This is a genomic window from Streptomyces cinerochromogenes (assembly GCF_014648635.1).
Classification (GTDB): Bacteria; Actinomycetota; Actinomycetes; order Streptomycetales; family Streptomycetaceae; genus Streptomyces; species Streptomyces cinerochromogenes.
This window is the reverse complement of sequence record NZ_BMRM01000019.1, coordinates 137,567-151,602: the sequence shown is the minus strand read 5'-3', so window position 1 is coordinate 151,602 and position 14,036 is coordinate 137,567. Positions and strand designations below refer to the sequence as shown.

The window sequence follows — 14,036 nt, the reverse complement described above, 5'->3', positions numbered from 1 at the left end:
CCACACGGTGAGGGGCACGAGATGGACACAGGGCGCACTGCGCTGGTGACCGGTGGATCGCGCGGCATCGGCCGGGCGGTCGCCGTCCGGCTGGCCCGCGCGGGTTACGCCGTCGGCTTCTGCTCGCGGTCGGCGGACGAGGCCGCGCTGGAGACGGTCCGGCTGGTCGGGGAGACCGGCGCGGCGGTCCACCACGTCGTCTGTGACGTGACCGACCTGGAGGCGGTACGGCGGTTCGTCGGCGAGTCGGAGGAGAAGCTCGGCCCGCCGGACGCCGTGGTGAACTGCGCCGGCGTGCTCCGGGACCGCCCGATGGCGCTGATGGGGCCGCAGGACTGGCGGCAGGTCGTCGGCACCAGTCTGGACGGGACCTACCACGTGTGCCGCGCGGTGCTGCGCGGCATGCTCACCCGCCGCTCGGGCGCGATCGTGAACGTCTCCTCGGTCATCGGCGTCTACGGCCACGCGGGGCAGACCAACTACGCGGCGGCCAAGGCCGGGATGAACGGCCTGACCCGGGCGCTCGCCAAGGAGGTCGCGCCCTACGGCGTACGGGTCAACGCGGTGGCGCCGGGATTCATCGACACCGACATGCTGGACGGGATGGCGGACAAGGCCCGCACGGCCGCACTGGCCACCATCGCGATGGGCCGGTTCGGCACCGCCGGGTCCGTGGCGGAACTGGTCGCCTTCCTGCTCTCCGACGCCGCCGACTACATCACCGGCCAGGTGGTCCAGATCGACGGCGGGATAGCCCTGTGAGGGCGGGCTCATGACCTCCTCCGAACAGCTCCTGCTCCCGGAACCCACACCGGACCCACCCGTGTGGACCCTCCTGCGCCAACGCTGGTTCAGCACCCTGTTCCTGACGGACATGTGGGAACGCTTCAGCTACTACGGCATGCAGGCGCTGCTCTTCCTCTACGCCACGGCCCCGGCCGCCGACGGCGGCCTCGGACTGTCCGCGGGCACCGCCGGGGCGCTGTTCGGACTGTACGTGTCCCTGTCGTTCCTGGCGGCCATGCCCGGCGGCTGGCTCGGCGACCGGGTCCTCGGCACGCACCGCGCGATGCTCTGCGGGGCCCTGACCATCGCCGCCGGGCACGCCTGCATGGCCGTACCCGTGCCGGGCTTCTTCTCCCCGGGGCTGTTCCTCGTGGCGAGCGGCACCGGCCTGTTCAAGCCGAACCTGCCCGTGGTGTTCGACCAGATGACCCCGGGCGGCGACAGCGGCCGGCGGCAGGCCGCGTTCTCCCTCTTCTACATGAGCGTCCAGGTGAGCGCGCTGGCCGGACCGCTGGTCACCGGCGCGCTCGGCGAACGGGTCGACTGGCACCTGGGGTTCGGCGCGGCCGCCGTCGGCATGCTCCTCGGCGTCGCGCAGTACCTGCGCGGAGCGCCCGCCCTGCGCGGCCGCACGGGCCCGGCCCGTCCGCTGCCGCCCGCCGCGCTGCGCCGGCTGGTCCGCGCGGCCTGGGCGGCCCTGGGAGCGGCCGTCCTGCTGGGCGCGGCCGTGACGGCCGCCGGCGGTGTGCCGCTCCGGCCGGTGCTGGCGCTGTGCGGGCTGGCCTCACTGGTCCTGCCGGTGTGGTACTTCCGGCGGCTGCTGCGCGGCGGCGACCTGGACGAACCGGCGCGGGCCCGCATCCGCGGCTACCGCCGCGTCTTCGTGCCGGCCGTTCTGTTCTGGGCCATGTTCGGGCAACTGGGCTCCGTGTTCAGCCTGTTCGCCCGCTCCTACACGGACCGGGACATGGCCGGATTCGAGGTGCCGGCCAGCTGGTTCCAGGCCGCCCACCCGCTGTTCGTCCTGCTGCTGGCCCCGCTTGCCGCCTGGCTGTGGCTGCGGCTGGGGCCGCGCGGCGCGACGGGCACCGTGCGGCAGTTCTCGGCCGGCCTGCTGTGGGCGGCCGGCGGGTTCGCCGTCCTGGCCTGGGGGGCCCGCACGGCCGAGACCGGTGACACACGGGTGTCGGCCGGTTGGCTGCTGCTCGCCTTCCTCGGCGTGAGCTGTGCCGAACTCGTCTTCGGTCCCGTCGGGCTGAGCATCACCGCCGAGTCGACGCCCGACGGACACGGCAGCCGCATGATGGGCCTGTTCTACCTCGGGGCGGCGCTGGGCGCCGGGCTGGGTGGCCAGCTCTCCCGGCTGGTGGGCGTCGTACCGCTCTGGGCCTATCTGGCCGGGTTCTCCGCCGTCGCCGTACTGACCGCCCTGACGCTGGCCGCGACCGTCTCCGGACGCGCGAGCTCCGCTGGACGAGCCCTCAAGGCCACCGAGTGAGGATCGTTTCCGGACAGCTGAGCGACCGCTCTCAGCGCGGTGGCCGGCCCCCTCGTTCCGTGCCCCGCTCCGAAGGGAGATCTCCATGGCCCACCGCACCCTCATCGTCGCGCGGATGAACCACGACGACGCCGACAAGGTGGCCGCACTGTTCGCCGAGTCGGACGCCAGCGAGCTGCCGCACATGATCGGCGTGCAGCGCCGCACGCTGTTCCGGTTCCACGGCCTGTACTTCCACCTCGTGGAGGCGGACGAGCCGATCGGCGAACGGCTCTACAAGGCCCGCAGCCACCCGCTCTACGCCGACATCAACACCCGTCTCGCCGAGTTCATGACGCCCTACGACCCGAACTGGCGCGAGCCGAAGGACTCCATGGCCGAGCCCTTCTACACCTGGACGCCGTGACGGCGTCCCCGCCGGTTCCCCGCATTCCGCCGCTGCCCCTGTCCCCACATGGAGCACCTATGCAGACCTTCGACCCCGTCAAGATCGCCGTGAACGACGTGCCGGCCAACCGCAGGCGCGGAGGCGACCTGCGCGTCCTGCTCAGCCCCAAGACCTGCGGAGCCACCTCGGGTTTCATGGGCGTCGGCACGCTGGAGCCCGGCGAGTACGTCTCCGAGCACTACCACCCCTACTCCGAGGAGTTCTTCCACGTCGTCCGGGGCCGGCTGCTGCTCCGGGTCGACGGCAGGGAACTGGAACTCCGGGCCGGCGAGTCCTTCATGGTGCCCATCGGTGTCCGGCACCGCATCGAGAACCACGGGACCGAGCAGGCCTTCGTCACCTTCTTCCTCGGGCCGCTCGCACCGAGGCCGGAACTGGGCCACGTCGACTGCGAGCCGCTGCCCGGAGAGGGCTCGCTCCCCGAAGTGGGGGACGTGCGATGACCGGCCGTGCGGTCATCACCGGGATCGGGGTCGTCGCCCCGGGCCCGACCGGCCGGGAACCGTTCTGGGAGATGATCGTCGAGGGGCGCACGGCGACCCGGGGCATCACCCTCTTCGACCCCTCGCCGTTCCGCAGCCGGATCGGCGCCGAGTGCGACTTCGACCCGGAGCGGGAGGGGCTGTCCTACCAGGAGATCCGGCGCACCGACCGGGCCGGCCAGTTCGCCCTGGTCGCCGCGCGCGAGGCACTGGCGGACAGCGGGTTCGAACCGGACGACCGCAACGCCCACCGGATCGGGGTGAGCATCGGCAACGGCGTCGGCAACGCCATCTCCATGGAGCAGGAGTACCGGACGGTCAGCGACAACGGCCGTCAGTGGCTGGTCGACCCGTCGTACATGAAGCCGCACCTCTACTCCTACGTCATGTCCAGCTCGCTCGCGAAGGAGGTCGCCTGGGCCGTCTGCGCCGAGGGCCCGGCGACCGTCGTCAGTTCCGGGTGCTGCGCGGGCATCGACGCGGTCGGCTACGCCGTCGACCTGATCCGCGAGGGCTCGGCGGACGTGATGGTCGCCGGGGCCACCGACGCCCCGATCTATCCGATCACCGTGTCGTGCTTCGACACCCTGCGTGCCTCCTCCACCAGCAACGACGACCCGGAACACGCCTGCAGGCCGTTCGACCGACGACGCAACGGCCTCGTCCTCGGCGAGGGTTCGGCGGTGTTCGTCATCGAGGAACTGGAGCACGCCCGCCGGCGCGGAGCCCGCGTCTACTGCGAGGTCGCCGGGTACGCCGCGCGCGCCAACGGCTACCACATGACCGGACTGCGGCCGGACGGACGGGAGATGGGCGAGGCGATCACCGCCGCGCTCGACGAGGCCCGGATCAACCCGGAGGAGATCGACTACTGCAACGCCCACGGCTCGGGCACCCGGCAGAACGACCGGCACGAGACCGCCGCCTACAAGCGCAGCCTCGGCGAGCACGCCTACCGGATCCCGGTCAGCTCCATCAAGTCCATGGTGGGCCACTCGCTGGGCTCCATCGGATCGATCGAGATCGCCGCGAGCGCCCTCGCCATCGACCGCGGCACGGTGCCGCCCACCGCCAACTACGAGGAACGCGACCCCGAGTGCGACCTCGACTACGTACCGCGGACGGCGCGTGAGGCCGAGCTGGACGTCGTCCTGAGCGTCGGCAGCGGGTTCGGCGGATTCCAGAGCGCGGTGGTGCTCACGTCCCCGAGGAGGATCGGATGACCGCGTCCGTCATCACCGGTGTCGGCGTCGTCGCGCCCAACGGCCCGGACCGCGAGTCGTGGTGGCAGGCGACCCTGGACGGCAAGTCCGGCCTCGACACCATCAGCCGGTTCGACGCGAGCCGCTACCCGACCCGGGTCGCCGGCGAGGTCACCGGCTTCGACCCGGCCGAGCACGCGTCCGCCCGGCTCATCAGCGAGACGGACGCGATGACGCAGTACGCCTTCGCGGCCGCCGACGAGGCGCTGGCCGACGCCTCGCTGGACACCGACGCGTTCGCCGACCTGGACCTGGCGGTGATCACCGCCAACTCCTCCGGCGGCGTCGAGTTCGGCCAGCGCGAGCTGCAGAAGCTCTACAGCGAAGGCCCGCAGGCCGTGGGCGCCTACATGTCCATCGCCTGGTTCTACGCGGCCACCACCGGCCAGCTGTCCATCCGGCACGGCATGCGCGGTCCCTGCGGCGTGCTCTGCTCCGAGCAGGCGGGCGGCCTGGACGTGCTCGCGCAGGCCCGGCGCGTCCTCGCCCGGGGCACGCGGGTGGTGCTGTCCGGCGGCACCGACGCCTCCCTGTCGCCGTACGGACTGGTCTGCCAGCTCTCCAACGGCCGGCTCAGCGAACGGCACCGTCCGGACCGCGCGTTCGTGCCCTTCGACCGCGAGGCGAGCGGCTACGTGCCCGGCGAGGGCGGGGCGATCCTGGTGGTGGAGAGCCTCGACCAGGCCCGCGCCCGGTCCGCCCCCCAGGTCTACGCGCTCATCGCCGGGTACGCCGCGACCTTCGACCCGCGCCCCGGCTCCGGCCGCCCGCCGGGCCTGCGCAGGGCGATCGAACTGGCCCTCGCCGACGCGGGGCTGCGGCCCGCCGACGTCGACGTCGTCCTCGCCGACGGCCACGGGGTTCCGGAGCTCGACCGCCAGGAGGCGGAGGCCATCAACACCGTGTTCGGTCCCGGCAGCGTACCCGTGAGCGTCCCCAAGACCATGACGGGCCGCCTGTACGCCGGCGGCGCACCGCTCGACGTGGCCGCCGCGGTGCTGGCGCTGCGGGACCAGATCATCCCGCCGGCCGTCAACACGGCCGCCGACCCCGCGCACCGCCTCGACGTGGTGACGGACCGGCCCCGGCGCGCCGCCCTGCGCACCGCGCTCGTCCTGGCGCGCGGCTACGGCGGGTTCAACGCCGCCGTCGTCCTGCGCTCCGCGTGAGAACCACCCGTACGCACCCTTCACAGCACCCCATGCCCAGGAGGAAGCGAACCCATGAGCAGCATGACCTTCGACGACCTGAAGCAGATCATGACCACCGCGGTCGGTGAGGGGGAGGCCGAGGAGCTGGTGGAGGGCCGGCTCACCGTCGCCTTCACGGAGATCGGCTACGACTCGCTCGCGGTGCTGGAGATCGCCAGCCAGATCCAGCGGCAGTACGGGCTGAAGATCCCCGACGAGGCCATCGAGGAGATGGACTCGCCGCAGGCCGTGCTGGACTACGTCAACGCGCGTCTGGCGGTCGCCTGATGGCCACCACCGACAACTCGGTCGTCATCGACGCTCCCCTGGACCTGGTGTGGGAGATGACCAACGACGTCGAGTCCTGGCCGGAACTGTTCTCGGAGTACTCGGCGGCCGAGATCCTGGCGCGGGAGGGCGACACCGTCCGGTTCCGGCTCACGCTGCGTCCCGACGACAACGGCGACGTGTGGAGCTGGGTCTCCGAACGCACCCCCGACCCGGTCACCCGCACGGTCCGGGCCCGCCGGATCGAGACCGGTCCCTTCACCCACATGAACCTGTTCTGGCAGTACCGGCAGACCGGGTCCGGCGTCGAGATGCGCTGGCAGCAGGAGTTCGCCGTGCGGCCGGGACTGCCCTTCGGGGACGCGGAGATGACGGAGCGGCTCAACCGCAACACGCGCAGGGAGATGGCCCGGATCAAGGAACTCGTCGAGAAGGCCGCCGCCGACCGGGGACGGGAGGAGCGGTGACGGCGGGACTGCGGGTCGCCCTGCGCATCGAGATCAGCGCGGGCCGCGAGGCCGAGTTCGAGGAGCTGTGGCGCGGCCACGCGCAGACCGTGCGCCGCTTCCCGCACAACCACGGCCAGCAGCTCCTGCGCCAGGTCGACCAGCCGGGCGTGTACACCGTGCTGACGGACTGGACGGACGAGCCGGCGTTCCGGGCGTTCGAGCAGAGCCCGGAGCAGCAGGCGTACCTGAAGCGGCTGTGGCCGATGCGGACCGCCGGCGAGATGCGTCTGCTGGAGCCCCTGCACCACCTGTCACCCGCCGCGACGGCCGCGGCCGAGCAACCAGGGAGAACGGCATGACCACACAGCAGCAGGACGTGACCGACCTGATCGAACTCGTGGAGTCGACGCCGGCCAGGGAGCTGGAAGCGGCCGTGGCCCAGCGCCCCGGAGGGGTGGACGCCACTCTTCGGCTCCTGTTCGACCTGCTGGTCTCGGAGTTCAACCCCGAGAAGGCCGGCGGCGAGAAGGGCACCTTCCAGTTCGACATCGCCACCTCCACCGGCCGGAAGCCGTACTACGTGCACGTCGAGGACGGCACCTGCGGCTGCGGTGCGGGACAGCACGAGGCACCCGACATCACCATCGGCATCAAGCTGCCCGACATGATCGCCATGGGGGTCGGCAAGCTGCCCGGCGCCAAGGCGTTCCTGACCGGGAAGCTCAGGCTGAGCGGCAGCCCCCTGATGGGCACCAAGCTGGGAGAGTGGTTCGACCACCCCGAGACCTGACCGTCCGCCACGGCGGAAGCCGCCGCCGGGTCCCGGACCCGGCGGCGGCTTCGTCATCGCCCGTGCGCTGGGGGCCGCGTCGTCGAGGGCGGCCCGGGTCTCACTCCACGCCGAGGACCGACATGTGCGCGATGGACGTCATCGCCTGCTCGTGCGCGCGGACCAGGTAGGCGTCCGGGTCCACGGGCCGGCTCGGGTCGAGCAGGTAGTCCGCCAGCCAGGCCTCGGCCTTCTCGCCGTGGCACCGGTCCGACAGGTAGCCGACGACGTCGTAGGGGTGGCCGTCGTACTGGACCACCCGCACCAAGGTGTCCTGCTGCAGGAACAGGGCGGTGCGCACGATCGTCGGGTGGTCGGGGGACACCCGCAGCGGTGTGCCGCGGCCGCGGACGTCCCGGGCGTCGGCGAGTTCGGCGCCCGCCCCGGGGCGCAGCGGATAGCGCAACGCCACCGTGCCGGCCGCCGGCCGCTCGTCGGGACTGTCCTGCTCCAGCACGAGCATCAGGCTGCGGTGGAAGTGGTCCCGGAAGCCCTGCTCGGTCTCGGTGTCGCGCGGCTCGGTCAGCCAGGGCTGGATCGCCCGCTCCGCCGCGCGCACACCCTCCTGCACGGACATGTGGCGGGCGATCTGCGCCGCGGGGACACCGTCGTGGTGGATGACTCTCACCAGGGTCTCGCCCTGCACGAACAGCCCCGTGCCGAGCAGCATCCCGACCGTCCGGCCGCCTGCGTCCCTGATGACGGGCGAGTCGACCCGGGTGAAGTTGCGCGGGGAGAACACCTCGATGAGCCGGTCCTCGTGACCGGCTTTGACGCGGTAGGTGATCGCGTCCAGTGGCATGCGGCTTCCTTCCTCTTCAGCGGGCGGCGAGCACCGCGACGGTGTCGGTGAGCAGTGCGAGGAGCGCGAGGGCGGTGCGCAGCCGGTGCCAGGCGCGCCACAGCGGCCGCGGATCCTGCCAGGGCCCGTCGGCGGCGAGCGCGCCCAGCGACCGGTTGATCGGGACGTTCCCGAGGTGCGAGACCGCCTGCACCCCGATGAGCAGCGCCGACGCCAGGGGGAACAGCCACCGGGCCGGCGGCCCGGCGAGCCACGCCAGGGCGAACCCGCTGAGGGTGACGACGTTGACCAGGATCGGCATCAGCGGGTGGTAGCCCTTGCCCAGCAGCGCATGGGCGCGCAGGTAGTCGGCGCGCTCCATGGCCGCCATCGCCGGGGCGACGCTCACCGCCACCGCCACGAAGATCCCGGTGACGGTGCCCGTTCCGACGAGCACCGTCCCGGTGAGCACTTGTTCAGCAAACACGAAGCATCACGACTCCGAACGGCAGTGGGTTGTCGACCGTCACCCTGGCCCGCCCGGCTCGATGCGCCGTGGAGCGGCACTCAACGAACCGGCGCCGGGGCCGGGCACCGCCGGGCGTCGAGCCGCCGTCGAGTCCTCTTCGACCGGCGGCTCCGAGAGTCGTGACACCAGTTCGCCGCGCCGGGCGGCGGCCATGTCGGAGGTGACCACGTTGCAGCCCACGCACGTTCTGATGCCCCTGGCCTTGTTCGCCGGCGGCCTGGCGGCGGGTGGCCTGTCGGTCTCGGTGCTCGCCGCACCGCTCTTCACGACCCTCCCCACCAGCATGTACGTGCCGGTCCACCAGGGCCTCGTGACCCGTTTCGACCCGTTCATGCCGGTGTCGCTGCTCAGTTGCCTGCTGTGCGACGTGGCCCTGGTCGCCCTGCCCGGCGGTGACGCGGTCGTCCGGGTGCTCGCGGCGCTGGCGGCGGTGCTCCTCGCGAGCGCCATGACGGTGTCGCTCACCAAGAACGTCCCCATCAACCGCTGGCTGTCGACCCTCGACGCCCGGCGGCTGCCGGCCGACTTCGCCGCGCGCGACCCGCGCGAGCGCTGGATCCGCTGGAACCGCGTGCGCGGCGCGCTGGCCGTGTCGGCGCTGGTCGTCAACGTCGGCGCGGCCGCCACCTTGATGTGATGCCCCGTCAGACCGTTCTGACGGTCTCCTCATCCACCCCCGTCCCCGGAAGAACCAGGAGAACCCTGTGGACGCAATGACCGGCGTGGTCGGCCCGCCGATGGCAGGGGCGCTGCCACCCCATGTGCGGCTGCTGCTGCTCACCGACGGCACGCGGATCTCCCGCGTACTGCACGTGGTCGCCGAGCTCGGCATCGCCGACGAACTGGCGGACGGCCCGCTCGACGTCCCCACGCTCGCCGCGCGCACCGACGCCCACACCGACAGCCTCGGCCGGGTGCTCCGCGTGGCCGCGGCCTTCGGCCTGTTCGAGGAGGCACCCGACGGGCGGTACGGCCTGACGGAACTCAGCCAGGCGCTGCGCTCCGACGTCCCCGGCAGCCAGCGGGACATGGTGCTCTACAACGGCGACGACGTGATGTGGCGCTCGTACGGCCGGCTGATCCACACCGTGCGCACCGGCGAGCCCGCCTTCGAGGACGTCTTCGGGCACGGCTTCTTCGCGCACCTGGAGCAGAACCCGCGGACGGGCGCCCTGTTCGACCGGGCGATGACCGGCATGAGCCGGGCCACGACCGCGATGCTGCTGGACGGCTTCGACTTCGGGCGCTTCCCCCGCATCACCGACGTGGGCGGCGGCCACGGCTACTTCCTGGCCGAGGTCCTCAAGCGCCACCCCGGCAGCACCGGCACGCTCGTCGACCGGCCCGCCGTGGCGGAGGAGGCCGGCAAGCTGCTCGACGCGGCGGGCGTCGCCGACCGCGCGGAGGTGGTGGCCGGGGACTTCTTCGAGGCGCTGCCGCCCGGCGCGGACGCCTACGTCCTCAAGGCCGTCCTGCACGACTGGGACGACGAACACGCCGTACGCATCCTCGGCCGGATCCGCGAGGCACTGGCGGACCGGCCCGGCGGACGGCTGCTGATCTGCGAGTTCCTGGTGGGGCCGGCCGGCCGGTGGGACCGCGGCAAGCTGCTCGACCTGGACATGATGCTCCGCTTCGGCGGCCGCGAGCGCGACGAGGAGCAGTGGCGCGCCCTGCTGGCGGCGGCCGGGCTGGAGCTCGTGAACGACCCCGTACCCGGCCGCTGGGCGGTGCTCGAGTGCCGCCCGGCCGGCACCGGCTGAACCGGCCGGCGCACGCGAAGGCCACGACGAGTGACGGACATCCCCGACGAGTGACGGAGGAAGACGTGGATCTGCAACTGGCGGGAAAGAAGGCGCTGGTCACCGGCGGCACCAGGGGCATCGGGCGGGCCGTCGTGCTCTCGCTGGCCCGGGCCGGCGCCCAGGTGGTGACCTGCTACCGGCAGGAGGGCGAGGCGGTGGAACGTCTCACCCGCGAACTGAAGGAGATCGGCGGCGACCACGCCGTGGTGAAGGCCGACGTGGGGCGGCGGGAGGGGGTCGAGCAGCTCCTGCGGGCGGTGCGCGACCGCTTCGACAGCCTCGACGTGCTGGTCAACAACGCGGGCGTGATCAGCCACATCCCCTTCGCCGAACTGCCCGTCGAGGAGTGGGAGCGGGTCATCGCGACCAACCTCACCGGCCCGTTCATGGTGATCGGCAAGGCGCTGCCGCTGCTGCGCTCCGGATCGTCGGTGATCAACGTGGGCTCCCGCGGGGCGATGGCCGGCATCCCGCTGCGCAGCCACTACACCGCGTCCAAGGCGGGCCTCGTCGGCCTGACCCGCAGCCTGTGCAAGGAACTCGGCGGCAAGGGGATCCGGTTCAACGTGGTCGCCCCCGGCGTCATCGACACCTCCGAGCCCGACGAACTGTCCGAGGAGCAGCGGGCCCACTACAACGAGCGCTACCTGCGCATGATGGCGCTGGGCAGGTTCGGCCGGCCGGAGGAGATCGCCGGTGCGGTGCTCTTCCTGGCGAGCGACCTGTCGTCGTACGTCAACGGCGAGACCCTGCACGTCGACGGGGGCGTCTGAGATGGCGTCGGCGCAGGCGGGCACCTTCCGGGTGCTGCTCACCGTGCGGGTGAGGCCGGGCACCGAGGCGGAGTTCGAGAGGGCCTGGGAGGAGGGCAGCAAGGAGGTCACCGCGCAGAGCGGCAACCTCGGCCACACGCTGGCCCGCAGCGCTCAGGAGGAGTCGGTCTACTTCGTGGTCAGCGACTGGACGGACCGGGACTCCTTCCTCGCCTTCGAGAAGAGCCCGGAGCACATCGCGCACCGCGAGAAGCTCCACCCGTTCCGGGCCGGCGGCTCGCTGGCGATGATGCACCTGGTGAGGGGCGTATGACGGCCGGCCGCGCGGGCCGGGTGCGCGTGATGCTGTACCTGCGGGCCCGGGAGACGGACGAGCCGGGGATCGAGGACGCCTATCACCGCATCAGCGAGGACCTGGCGGCGACCCCCGGTCTGCTGGGCAACGAGCTGCTGCGCAACCTGACCGAGCCCGGCGGGTGGGCCGTGCTGAGCGAATGGGAGAGCCTGGACGCCTTCCGCCGGTGGGAGTCGGGCTCCGCGCACCGGGGCACGACCTCCCCGCTGCGTCCCTACCAGGACCGGGAGCGGTCGCTGCCCTTCGCTCTGCTGGAGGTCGCCGCACGGCACTGACGGACGCGGGACGAGACGGCGGTGCCCGGGAGGACGCGAGAGTCCTCCCGGGCACCGCCGTGTGCGCGCGGGGCGTTCAGGGCAGGCGCACGACCTGCCCCGCGTAGACCAGTCCCGCCCCGAAGCCGACGAGCAGGGCCAGGCCCCCGCTCGGCGCCTTGCCGCTGGACAGCAGCTCGTCCATGGCGAGTGGGATGGAGGCCGCGGAGCTGTTGCCGCTGTGGACGATGTCCCGGGCGACGGCGGTGTGTTCCGGCAGTCCGAGCTGGTCGACGACGTGGTCGGTGATCAGCATGTTGGCCTGGTGCGGGATGAACGCGTCGAGCTGGTCCACGGTGACGCCGGCCAGGTCGAGCATGCGCTGAGCGGCGGGCACGAGTTCCGTCGTGGCCCAGCGGTACACCTTCCAGCCCGACATGGTGATGACGGGCCGCTCCTCGGGCCGTTCACCGGTTCCGTCGTGCCAGGGGGCGCTCATCTTCAGGGCCGCGTTGCGCGAGCCGTCCGCGTTCCAGACCACGGGGCCGATGCCGGGTTCGCGGGACGGGCCGACCACGACCGCGCCGGCGCCGTCGGCGAAGAGGAAGGCGGTGTCGCGGTCGGAGTGGTCGAGGATGTCCGTCATCCGCTCGGCGCCGATGACGAGGACGTGCTCCGCCCTGCCCAGCCGGACGAGGTCGCCGGCGAGTGCCAGGGCGTGGCAGAACCCGGCGCAGGCGGCGGAGATGTCGAACGCGGCGGCCCGTGTGGCGCCGAGGCGGTGGGCGACCTCGACGGCGGCCGCGGGCATCTGCTCCATGGAGGTGATGGTGGCGACGATGACCACGTCGAGCTCGTCCGGGGCGACGCCCGCAGCGGCGAGTGCCTTGTCGGCCGCGGACACCGCCATCACGGGCAGTGTCTCGGCGGCGGAGGCGTAGCGGCGCGACCGGATGCCGGACCGGCGCTCGATCCAGCCGGGGTCGAGACCGGTCCGCTCGGCGACGATCTCGTTCGGCACGGACTGTTCCGGGCGGTAGGCGCCGACTCCGAGGAGTCGGCTGTGGCGCAGCACCCCTGTGTCACGGATCGCTGTCATGGCTGTCCTCTCACTGCGTACGAGTGGGCCCCGGGCGGAAAAACCGTCGCCGGGCGGGCTCGAAGCAGGCTCGAAGGGCGGTGGACAGCGGTGGGGCGACGCTCAGGAGCGCCGGGCCTTGTCGAGGGAGTCCACGAACTTGCCCAGCAGCCGGGCGAGTTCGGCCTGTTCCTCGGGGTCCCAGTCGCCGAGCACCTCGGCGTAGAAGCGCTGCCGGGTGCGGTGGGCGGCCTCGACCGCCTCGCGGCCGGCCGCCGTCAGCTCCAGGCAGCTGCGCCGGCCGTCCTCCTGGGAGGCGACCCGCCGTACGTAACCGGACTTCACCGCGTCGGCGACGATCCGGCTGGCCCGGGAGGGATCGATGGCGAGGCGGTCGGCGACGACGCCCACGGTGACGTCCCCGCCGTGCTCGCCGCCGCCCGCGTCGACGGCGTCGATGACGGAGAGCGTCGGCAGTTCCACCGGCTGGGGCATGCCCTGGACGGTGGGGCGGGCCAGGCTGCCGCGGGACTGCCGGCGTCGGATGCGCACCATCGCCCGTTCGACGGCGTCGAGTACGGCCGGATCGATGTGCGTGCCGGTGGGAAGGGTGTCGTTTTTCGTCACGGTTGAAGGCTAACCGCACATAAGTCCACGAGGCATCCCCTGGCGCAGGTCAATTGAATGCTGATAGCATATGTTTGTCATCGACATGTTATTGGGATCCTCTCTGGCGAACAGGGGAGTACTGCCATGTCCACATCTTCCGAGGCCGGCCGGGGCACGGTCCGGGTGCGCGCCCTGGCGACGCTCGCCGCGGTCGTCGTCGCGATCCTCGTGTGGGTCCTCGCCGACTCCGTCTTCGGCGTCGAACTGCGGACCCCGGACGGCCCGGGCTCCAGCGAGACCAGCGAACTCACCCTTCCCACGGCGGCCGTCGCCGCCGGCGTGGTGGCCCTGCTGGGCTGGGGCCTGCTCGCCCTGCTCGAACGGCGCTCCGCCCGGGCACGCACCCTCTGGACCCGTGTGGCCGTGGGCGTGCTGGTCCTGTCGCTCTTCGCGCCGCTGTTCGCCCAGGGCCTGTCGGCGGGCAACCGGGTCTCCCTGGTCCTGCTGCACCTGGGCGTGGGCGCGGTGGTGATCCCCGCCTTCCGCCTCGGCGCCCGTACGTCCTGAGAGCCCGGCCCTGGTCCACCGCCGCTCCAAGCGGATTCGAGTGCCGGGCGGGA

Annotated in this window: 20 protein-coding genes; 16 read left to right on the top strand and 4 right to left on the bottom strand. The window is 72.3% G+C overall.

Going from position 1 to position 14,036, the window contains the following annotated elements; all coding sequences use genetic code 11:
- Positions 1-21 precede the first annotated feature (21 nt).
- The 10 genes from fabG (at position 22) to IEZ20_RS31255 (ending at position 7,193) form a co-directional block, all read left to right on the top strand.
- Positions 22-762, top strand: a complete 741-nt coding sequence (gene fabG / locus IEZ20_RS31300) for a 3-oxoacyl-ACP reductase FabG (protein WP_189304904.1) — start codon at positions 22-24, stop codon at positions 760-762.
- A 10-nt stretch (positions 763-772) separates the two neighbouring features.
- On the top strand, positions 773-2,284 hold the full coding sequence (locus IEZ20_RS31295) for a peptide MFS transporter (protein ID WP_189304903.1): 1,512 nt from the start codon (positions 773-775) through the stop codon (positions 2,282-2,284).
- Between the two features lie 85 nt (positions 2,285-2,369).
- Positions 2,370-2,690, top strand: a complete 321-nt coding sequence (locus tag IEZ20_RS31290; protein WP_189304901.1) for a TcmI family type II polyketide cyclase — start codon at positions 2,370-2,372, stop codon at positions 2,688-2,690.
- Between the two features lie 59 nt (positions 2,691-2,749).
- Positions 2,750-3,175: a cupin domain-containing protein gene (locus IEZ20_RS31285; RefSeq protein WP_189304899.1), complete on the top strand. Its 426-nt coding sequence runs from the start codon at positions 2,750-2,752 to the stop codon at positions 3,173-3,175.
- Positions 3,172-4,437 (top strand): beta-ketoacyl-[acyl-carrier-protein] synthase family protein, encoded by a 1,266-nt coding sequence (locus IEZ20_RS31280; RefSeq protein WP_189304898.1) that lies wholly within the window; start codon positions 3,172-3,174, stop codon positions 4,435-4,437. The genes IEZ20_RS31285 and IEZ20_RS31280 overlap by 4 nt, the downstream gene beginning before the upstream one ends.
- Complete coding sequence (locus IEZ20_RS31275; RefSeq protein ID WP_189304895.1) at positions 4,434-5,645, top strand: ketosynthase chain-length factor; 1,212 nt, start codon at positions 4,434-4,436, stop codon at positions 5,643-5,645. Before IEZ20_RS31280 ends, IEZ20_RS31275 begins: the two co-directional genes overlap by 4 nt.
- Before the next feature lie 54 nt (positions 5,646-5,699).
- Entirely contained in the window at positions 5,700-5,954 is a 255-nt protein-coding gene (locus IEZ20_RS31270; protein ID WP_189304893.1) for an acyl carrier protein, read from the top strand.
- Entirely contained in the window at positions 5,951-6,421 is a 471-nt protein-coding gene (locus tag IEZ20_RS31265; RefSeq protein WP_189305005.1) for an SRPBCC family protein, read from the top strand. Before IEZ20_RS31270 ends, IEZ20_RS31265 begins: the two co-directional genes overlap by 4 nt.
- Positions 6,418-6,762 carry an antibiotic biosynthesis monooxygenase family protein gene (locus IEZ20_RS31260; protein ID WP_189304890.1) on the top strand — a complete coding sequence of 115 codons (345 nt, stop codon included), beginning with the start codon at positions 6,418-6,420 and terminating at the stop codon, positions 6,760-6,762. The genes IEZ20_RS31265 and IEZ20_RS31260 overlap by 4 nt, the downstream gene beginning before the upstream one ends.
- Positions 6,759-7,193: an SCP2 sterol-binding domain-containing protein gene (locus IEZ20_RS31255; RefSeq protein ID WP_189304888.1), complete on the top strand. Its 435-nt coding sequence runs from the start codon at positions 6,759-6,761 to the stop codon at positions 7,191-7,193. Before IEZ20_RS31260 ends, IEZ20_RS31255 begins: the two co-directional genes overlap by 4 nt.
- Positions 7,194-7,293: 100 nt before the next feature.
- Here the strand turns inward: IEZ20_RS31255 and IEZ20_RS31250 are convergent, their stop codons facing one another.
- Both IEZ20_RS31250 and IEZ20_RS31245 read right to left on the bottom strand, forming a co-directional pair.
- Positions 7,294-8,034: a SchA/CurD-like domain-containing protein gene (locus tag IEZ20_RS31250; RefSeq protein WP_189304886.1), complete on the bottom strand. Its 741-nt coding sequence runs from the start codon at positions 8,032-8,034 to the stop codon at positions 7,294-7,296.
- Positions 8,035-8,050: 16 nt separating this feature from the next.
- The gene (locus IEZ20_RS31245) at positions 8,051-8,485 is read right to left on the bottom strand and encodes an anthrone oxygenase family protein (RefSeq protein ID WP_229896357.1); all 435 of its coding nucleotides are present in this window, start codon (positions 8,483-8,485) and stop codon (positions 8,051-8,053) included.
- A 247-nt stretch (positions 8,486-8,732) separates the two neighbouring features.
- Between IEZ20_RS31245 and IEZ20_RS31240 the strand changes: the two genes are divergently transcribed.
- The 5 genes from IEZ20_RS31240 to IEZ20_RS31220 all read left to right on the top strand — a co-directional run bounded on the left by IEZ20_RS31240 (position 8,733) and on the right by IEZ20_RS31220 (position 11,750).
- Entirely contained in the window at positions 8,733-9,179 is a 447-nt protein-coding gene (locus tag IEZ20_RS31240; RefSeq protein WP_229896356.1) for an anthrone oxygenase family protein, read from the top strand.
- 76 nt (positions 9,180-9,255) lie between these two features.
- Positions 9,256-10,305, top strand: coding sequence for a methyltransferase (locus IEZ20_RS31235; protein ID WP_189305004.1), 1,050 nt, complete (start codon positions 9,256-9,258; stop codon positions 10,303-10,305).
- Positions 10,306-10,370: 65 nt separating this feature from the next.
- Positions 10,371-11,120, top strand: coding sequence for an SDR family NAD(P)-dependent oxidoreductase (locus IEZ20_RS31230; RefSeq protein WP_189304880.1), 750 nt, complete (start codon positions 10,371-10,373; stop codon positions 11,118-11,120).
- A 1-nt stretch (position 11,121) separates the two neighbouring features.
- A complete protein-coding gene (locus IEZ20_RS31225) occupies positions 11,122-11,433 on the top strand; it encodes an antibiotic biosynthesis monooxygenase family protein (RefSeq protein WP_189304878.1) in 312 nt (103 codons plus the stop codon).
- Positions 11,430-11,750 carry an antibiotic biosynthesis monooxygenase family protein gene (locus IEZ20_RS31220; protein ID WP_189304876.1) on the top strand — a complete coding sequence of 107 codons (321 nt, stop codon included), beginning with the start codon at positions 11,430-11,432 and terminating at the stop codon, positions 11,748-11,750. The genes IEZ20_RS31225 and IEZ20_RS31220 overlap by 4 nt, the downstream gene beginning before the upstream one ends.
- Before the next feature lie 76 nt (positions 11,751-11,826).
- Here IEZ20_RS31220 and IEZ20_RS31215 read toward each other — a convergent pair whose 3' ends face one another.
- Positions 11,827-12,828: a beta-ketoacyl-ACP synthase 3 gene (locus IEZ20_RS31215; protein WP_189304873.1), complete on the bottom strand. Its 1,002-nt coding sequence runs from the start codon at positions 12,826-12,828 to the stop codon at positions 11,827-11,829.
- Positions 12,829-12,930: 102 nt separating this feature from the next.
- Positions 12,931-13,434 carry a MarR family winged helix-turn-helix transcriptional regulator gene (locus tag IEZ20_RS31210; protein ID WP_229896355.1) on the bottom strand — a complete coding sequence of 168 codons (504 nt, stop codon included), beginning with the start codon at positions 13,432-13,434 and terminating at the stop codon, positions 12,931-12,933.
- Positions 13,435-13,560: 126 nt separating this feature from the next.
- Between IEZ20_RS31210 and IEZ20_RS31205 the strand changes: the two genes are divergently transcribed.
- Positions 13,561-13,983 carry a DUF6069 family protein gene (locus tag IEZ20_RS31205; protein WP_189304871.1) on the top strand — a complete coding sequence of 141 codons (423 nt, stop codon included), beginning with the start codon at positions 13,561-13,563 and terminating at the stop codon, positions 13,981-13,983.
- The last annotated feature ends 53 nt before the right edge of the window (positions 13,984-14,036 follow it).

Excerpts from the sequence above, each read along its gene's own strand:
- fabG (WP_189304904.1), top strand. The coding sequence starts at position 22 with ATGGACACAGGGCGCACTGCGCTGGTGACCGGTGGATCGCGCGGCATC.
- IEZ20_RS31295 (WP_189304903.1), top strand. The coding sequence starts at position 773 with ATGACCTCCTCCGAACAGCTCCTGCTCCCGGAACCCACACCGGACCCA.
- IEZ20_RS31290 (WP_189304901.1), top strand. The coding sequence starts at position 2,370 with ATGGCCCACCGCACCCTCATCGTCGCGCGGATGAACCACGACGACGCC.
- IEZ20_RS31285 (WP_189304899.1), top strand. The coding sequence starts at position 2,750 with ATGCAGACCTTCGACCCCGTCAAGATCGCCGTGAACGACGTGCCGGCC.
- IEZ20_RS31280 (WP_189304898.1), top strand. The coding sequence starts at position 3,172 with ATGACCGGCCGTGCGGTCATCACCGGGATCGGGGTCGTCGCCCCGGGC.
- IEZ20_RS31275 (WP_189304895.1), top strand. The coding sequence starts at position 4,434 with ATGACCGCGTCCGTCATCACCGGTGTCGGCGTCGTCGCGCCCAACGGC.
- IEZ20_RS31270 (WP_189304893.1), top strand. The coding sequence starts at position 5,700 with ATGAGCAGCATGACCTTCGACGACCTGAAGCAGATCATGACCACCGCG.
- IEZ20_RS31255 (WP_189304888.1), top strand. The coding sequence starts at position 6,759 with ATGACCACACAGCAGCAGGACGTGACCGACCTGATCGAACTCGTGGAG.
- IEZ20_RS31250 (WP_189304886.1), bottom strand. The coding sequence starts at position 8,034 with ATGCCACTGGACGCGATCACCTACCGCGTCAAAGCCGGTCACGAGGAC.
- IEZ20_RS31240 (WP_229896356.1), top strand. The coding sequence starts at position 8,733 with ATGCCCCTGGCCTTGTTCGCCGGCGGCCTGGCGGCGGGTGGCCTGTCG.
- IEZ20_RS31235 (WP_189305004.1), top strand. The coding sequence starts at position 9,256 with ATGACCGGCGTGGTCGGCCCGCCGATGGCAGGGGCGCTGCCACCCCAT.
- IEZ20_RS31225 (WP_189304878.1), top strand. The coding sequence starts at position 11,122 with ATGGCGTCGGCGCAGGCGGGCACCTTCCGGGTGCTGCTCACCGTGCGG.
- IEZ20_RS31220 (WP_189304876.1), top strand. The coding sequence starts at position 11,430 with ATGACGGCCGGCCGCGCGGGCCGGGTGCGCGTGATGCTGTACCTGCGG.
- IEZ20_RS31215 (WP_189304873.1), bottom strand. The coding sequence starts at position 12,828 with ATGACAGCGATCCGTGACACAGGGGTGCTGCGCCACAGCCGACTCCTC.
- IEZ20_RS31205 (WP_189304871.1), top strand. The coding sequence starts at position 13,561 with ATGTCCACATCTTCCGAGGCCGGCCGGGGCACGGTCCGGGTGCGCGCC.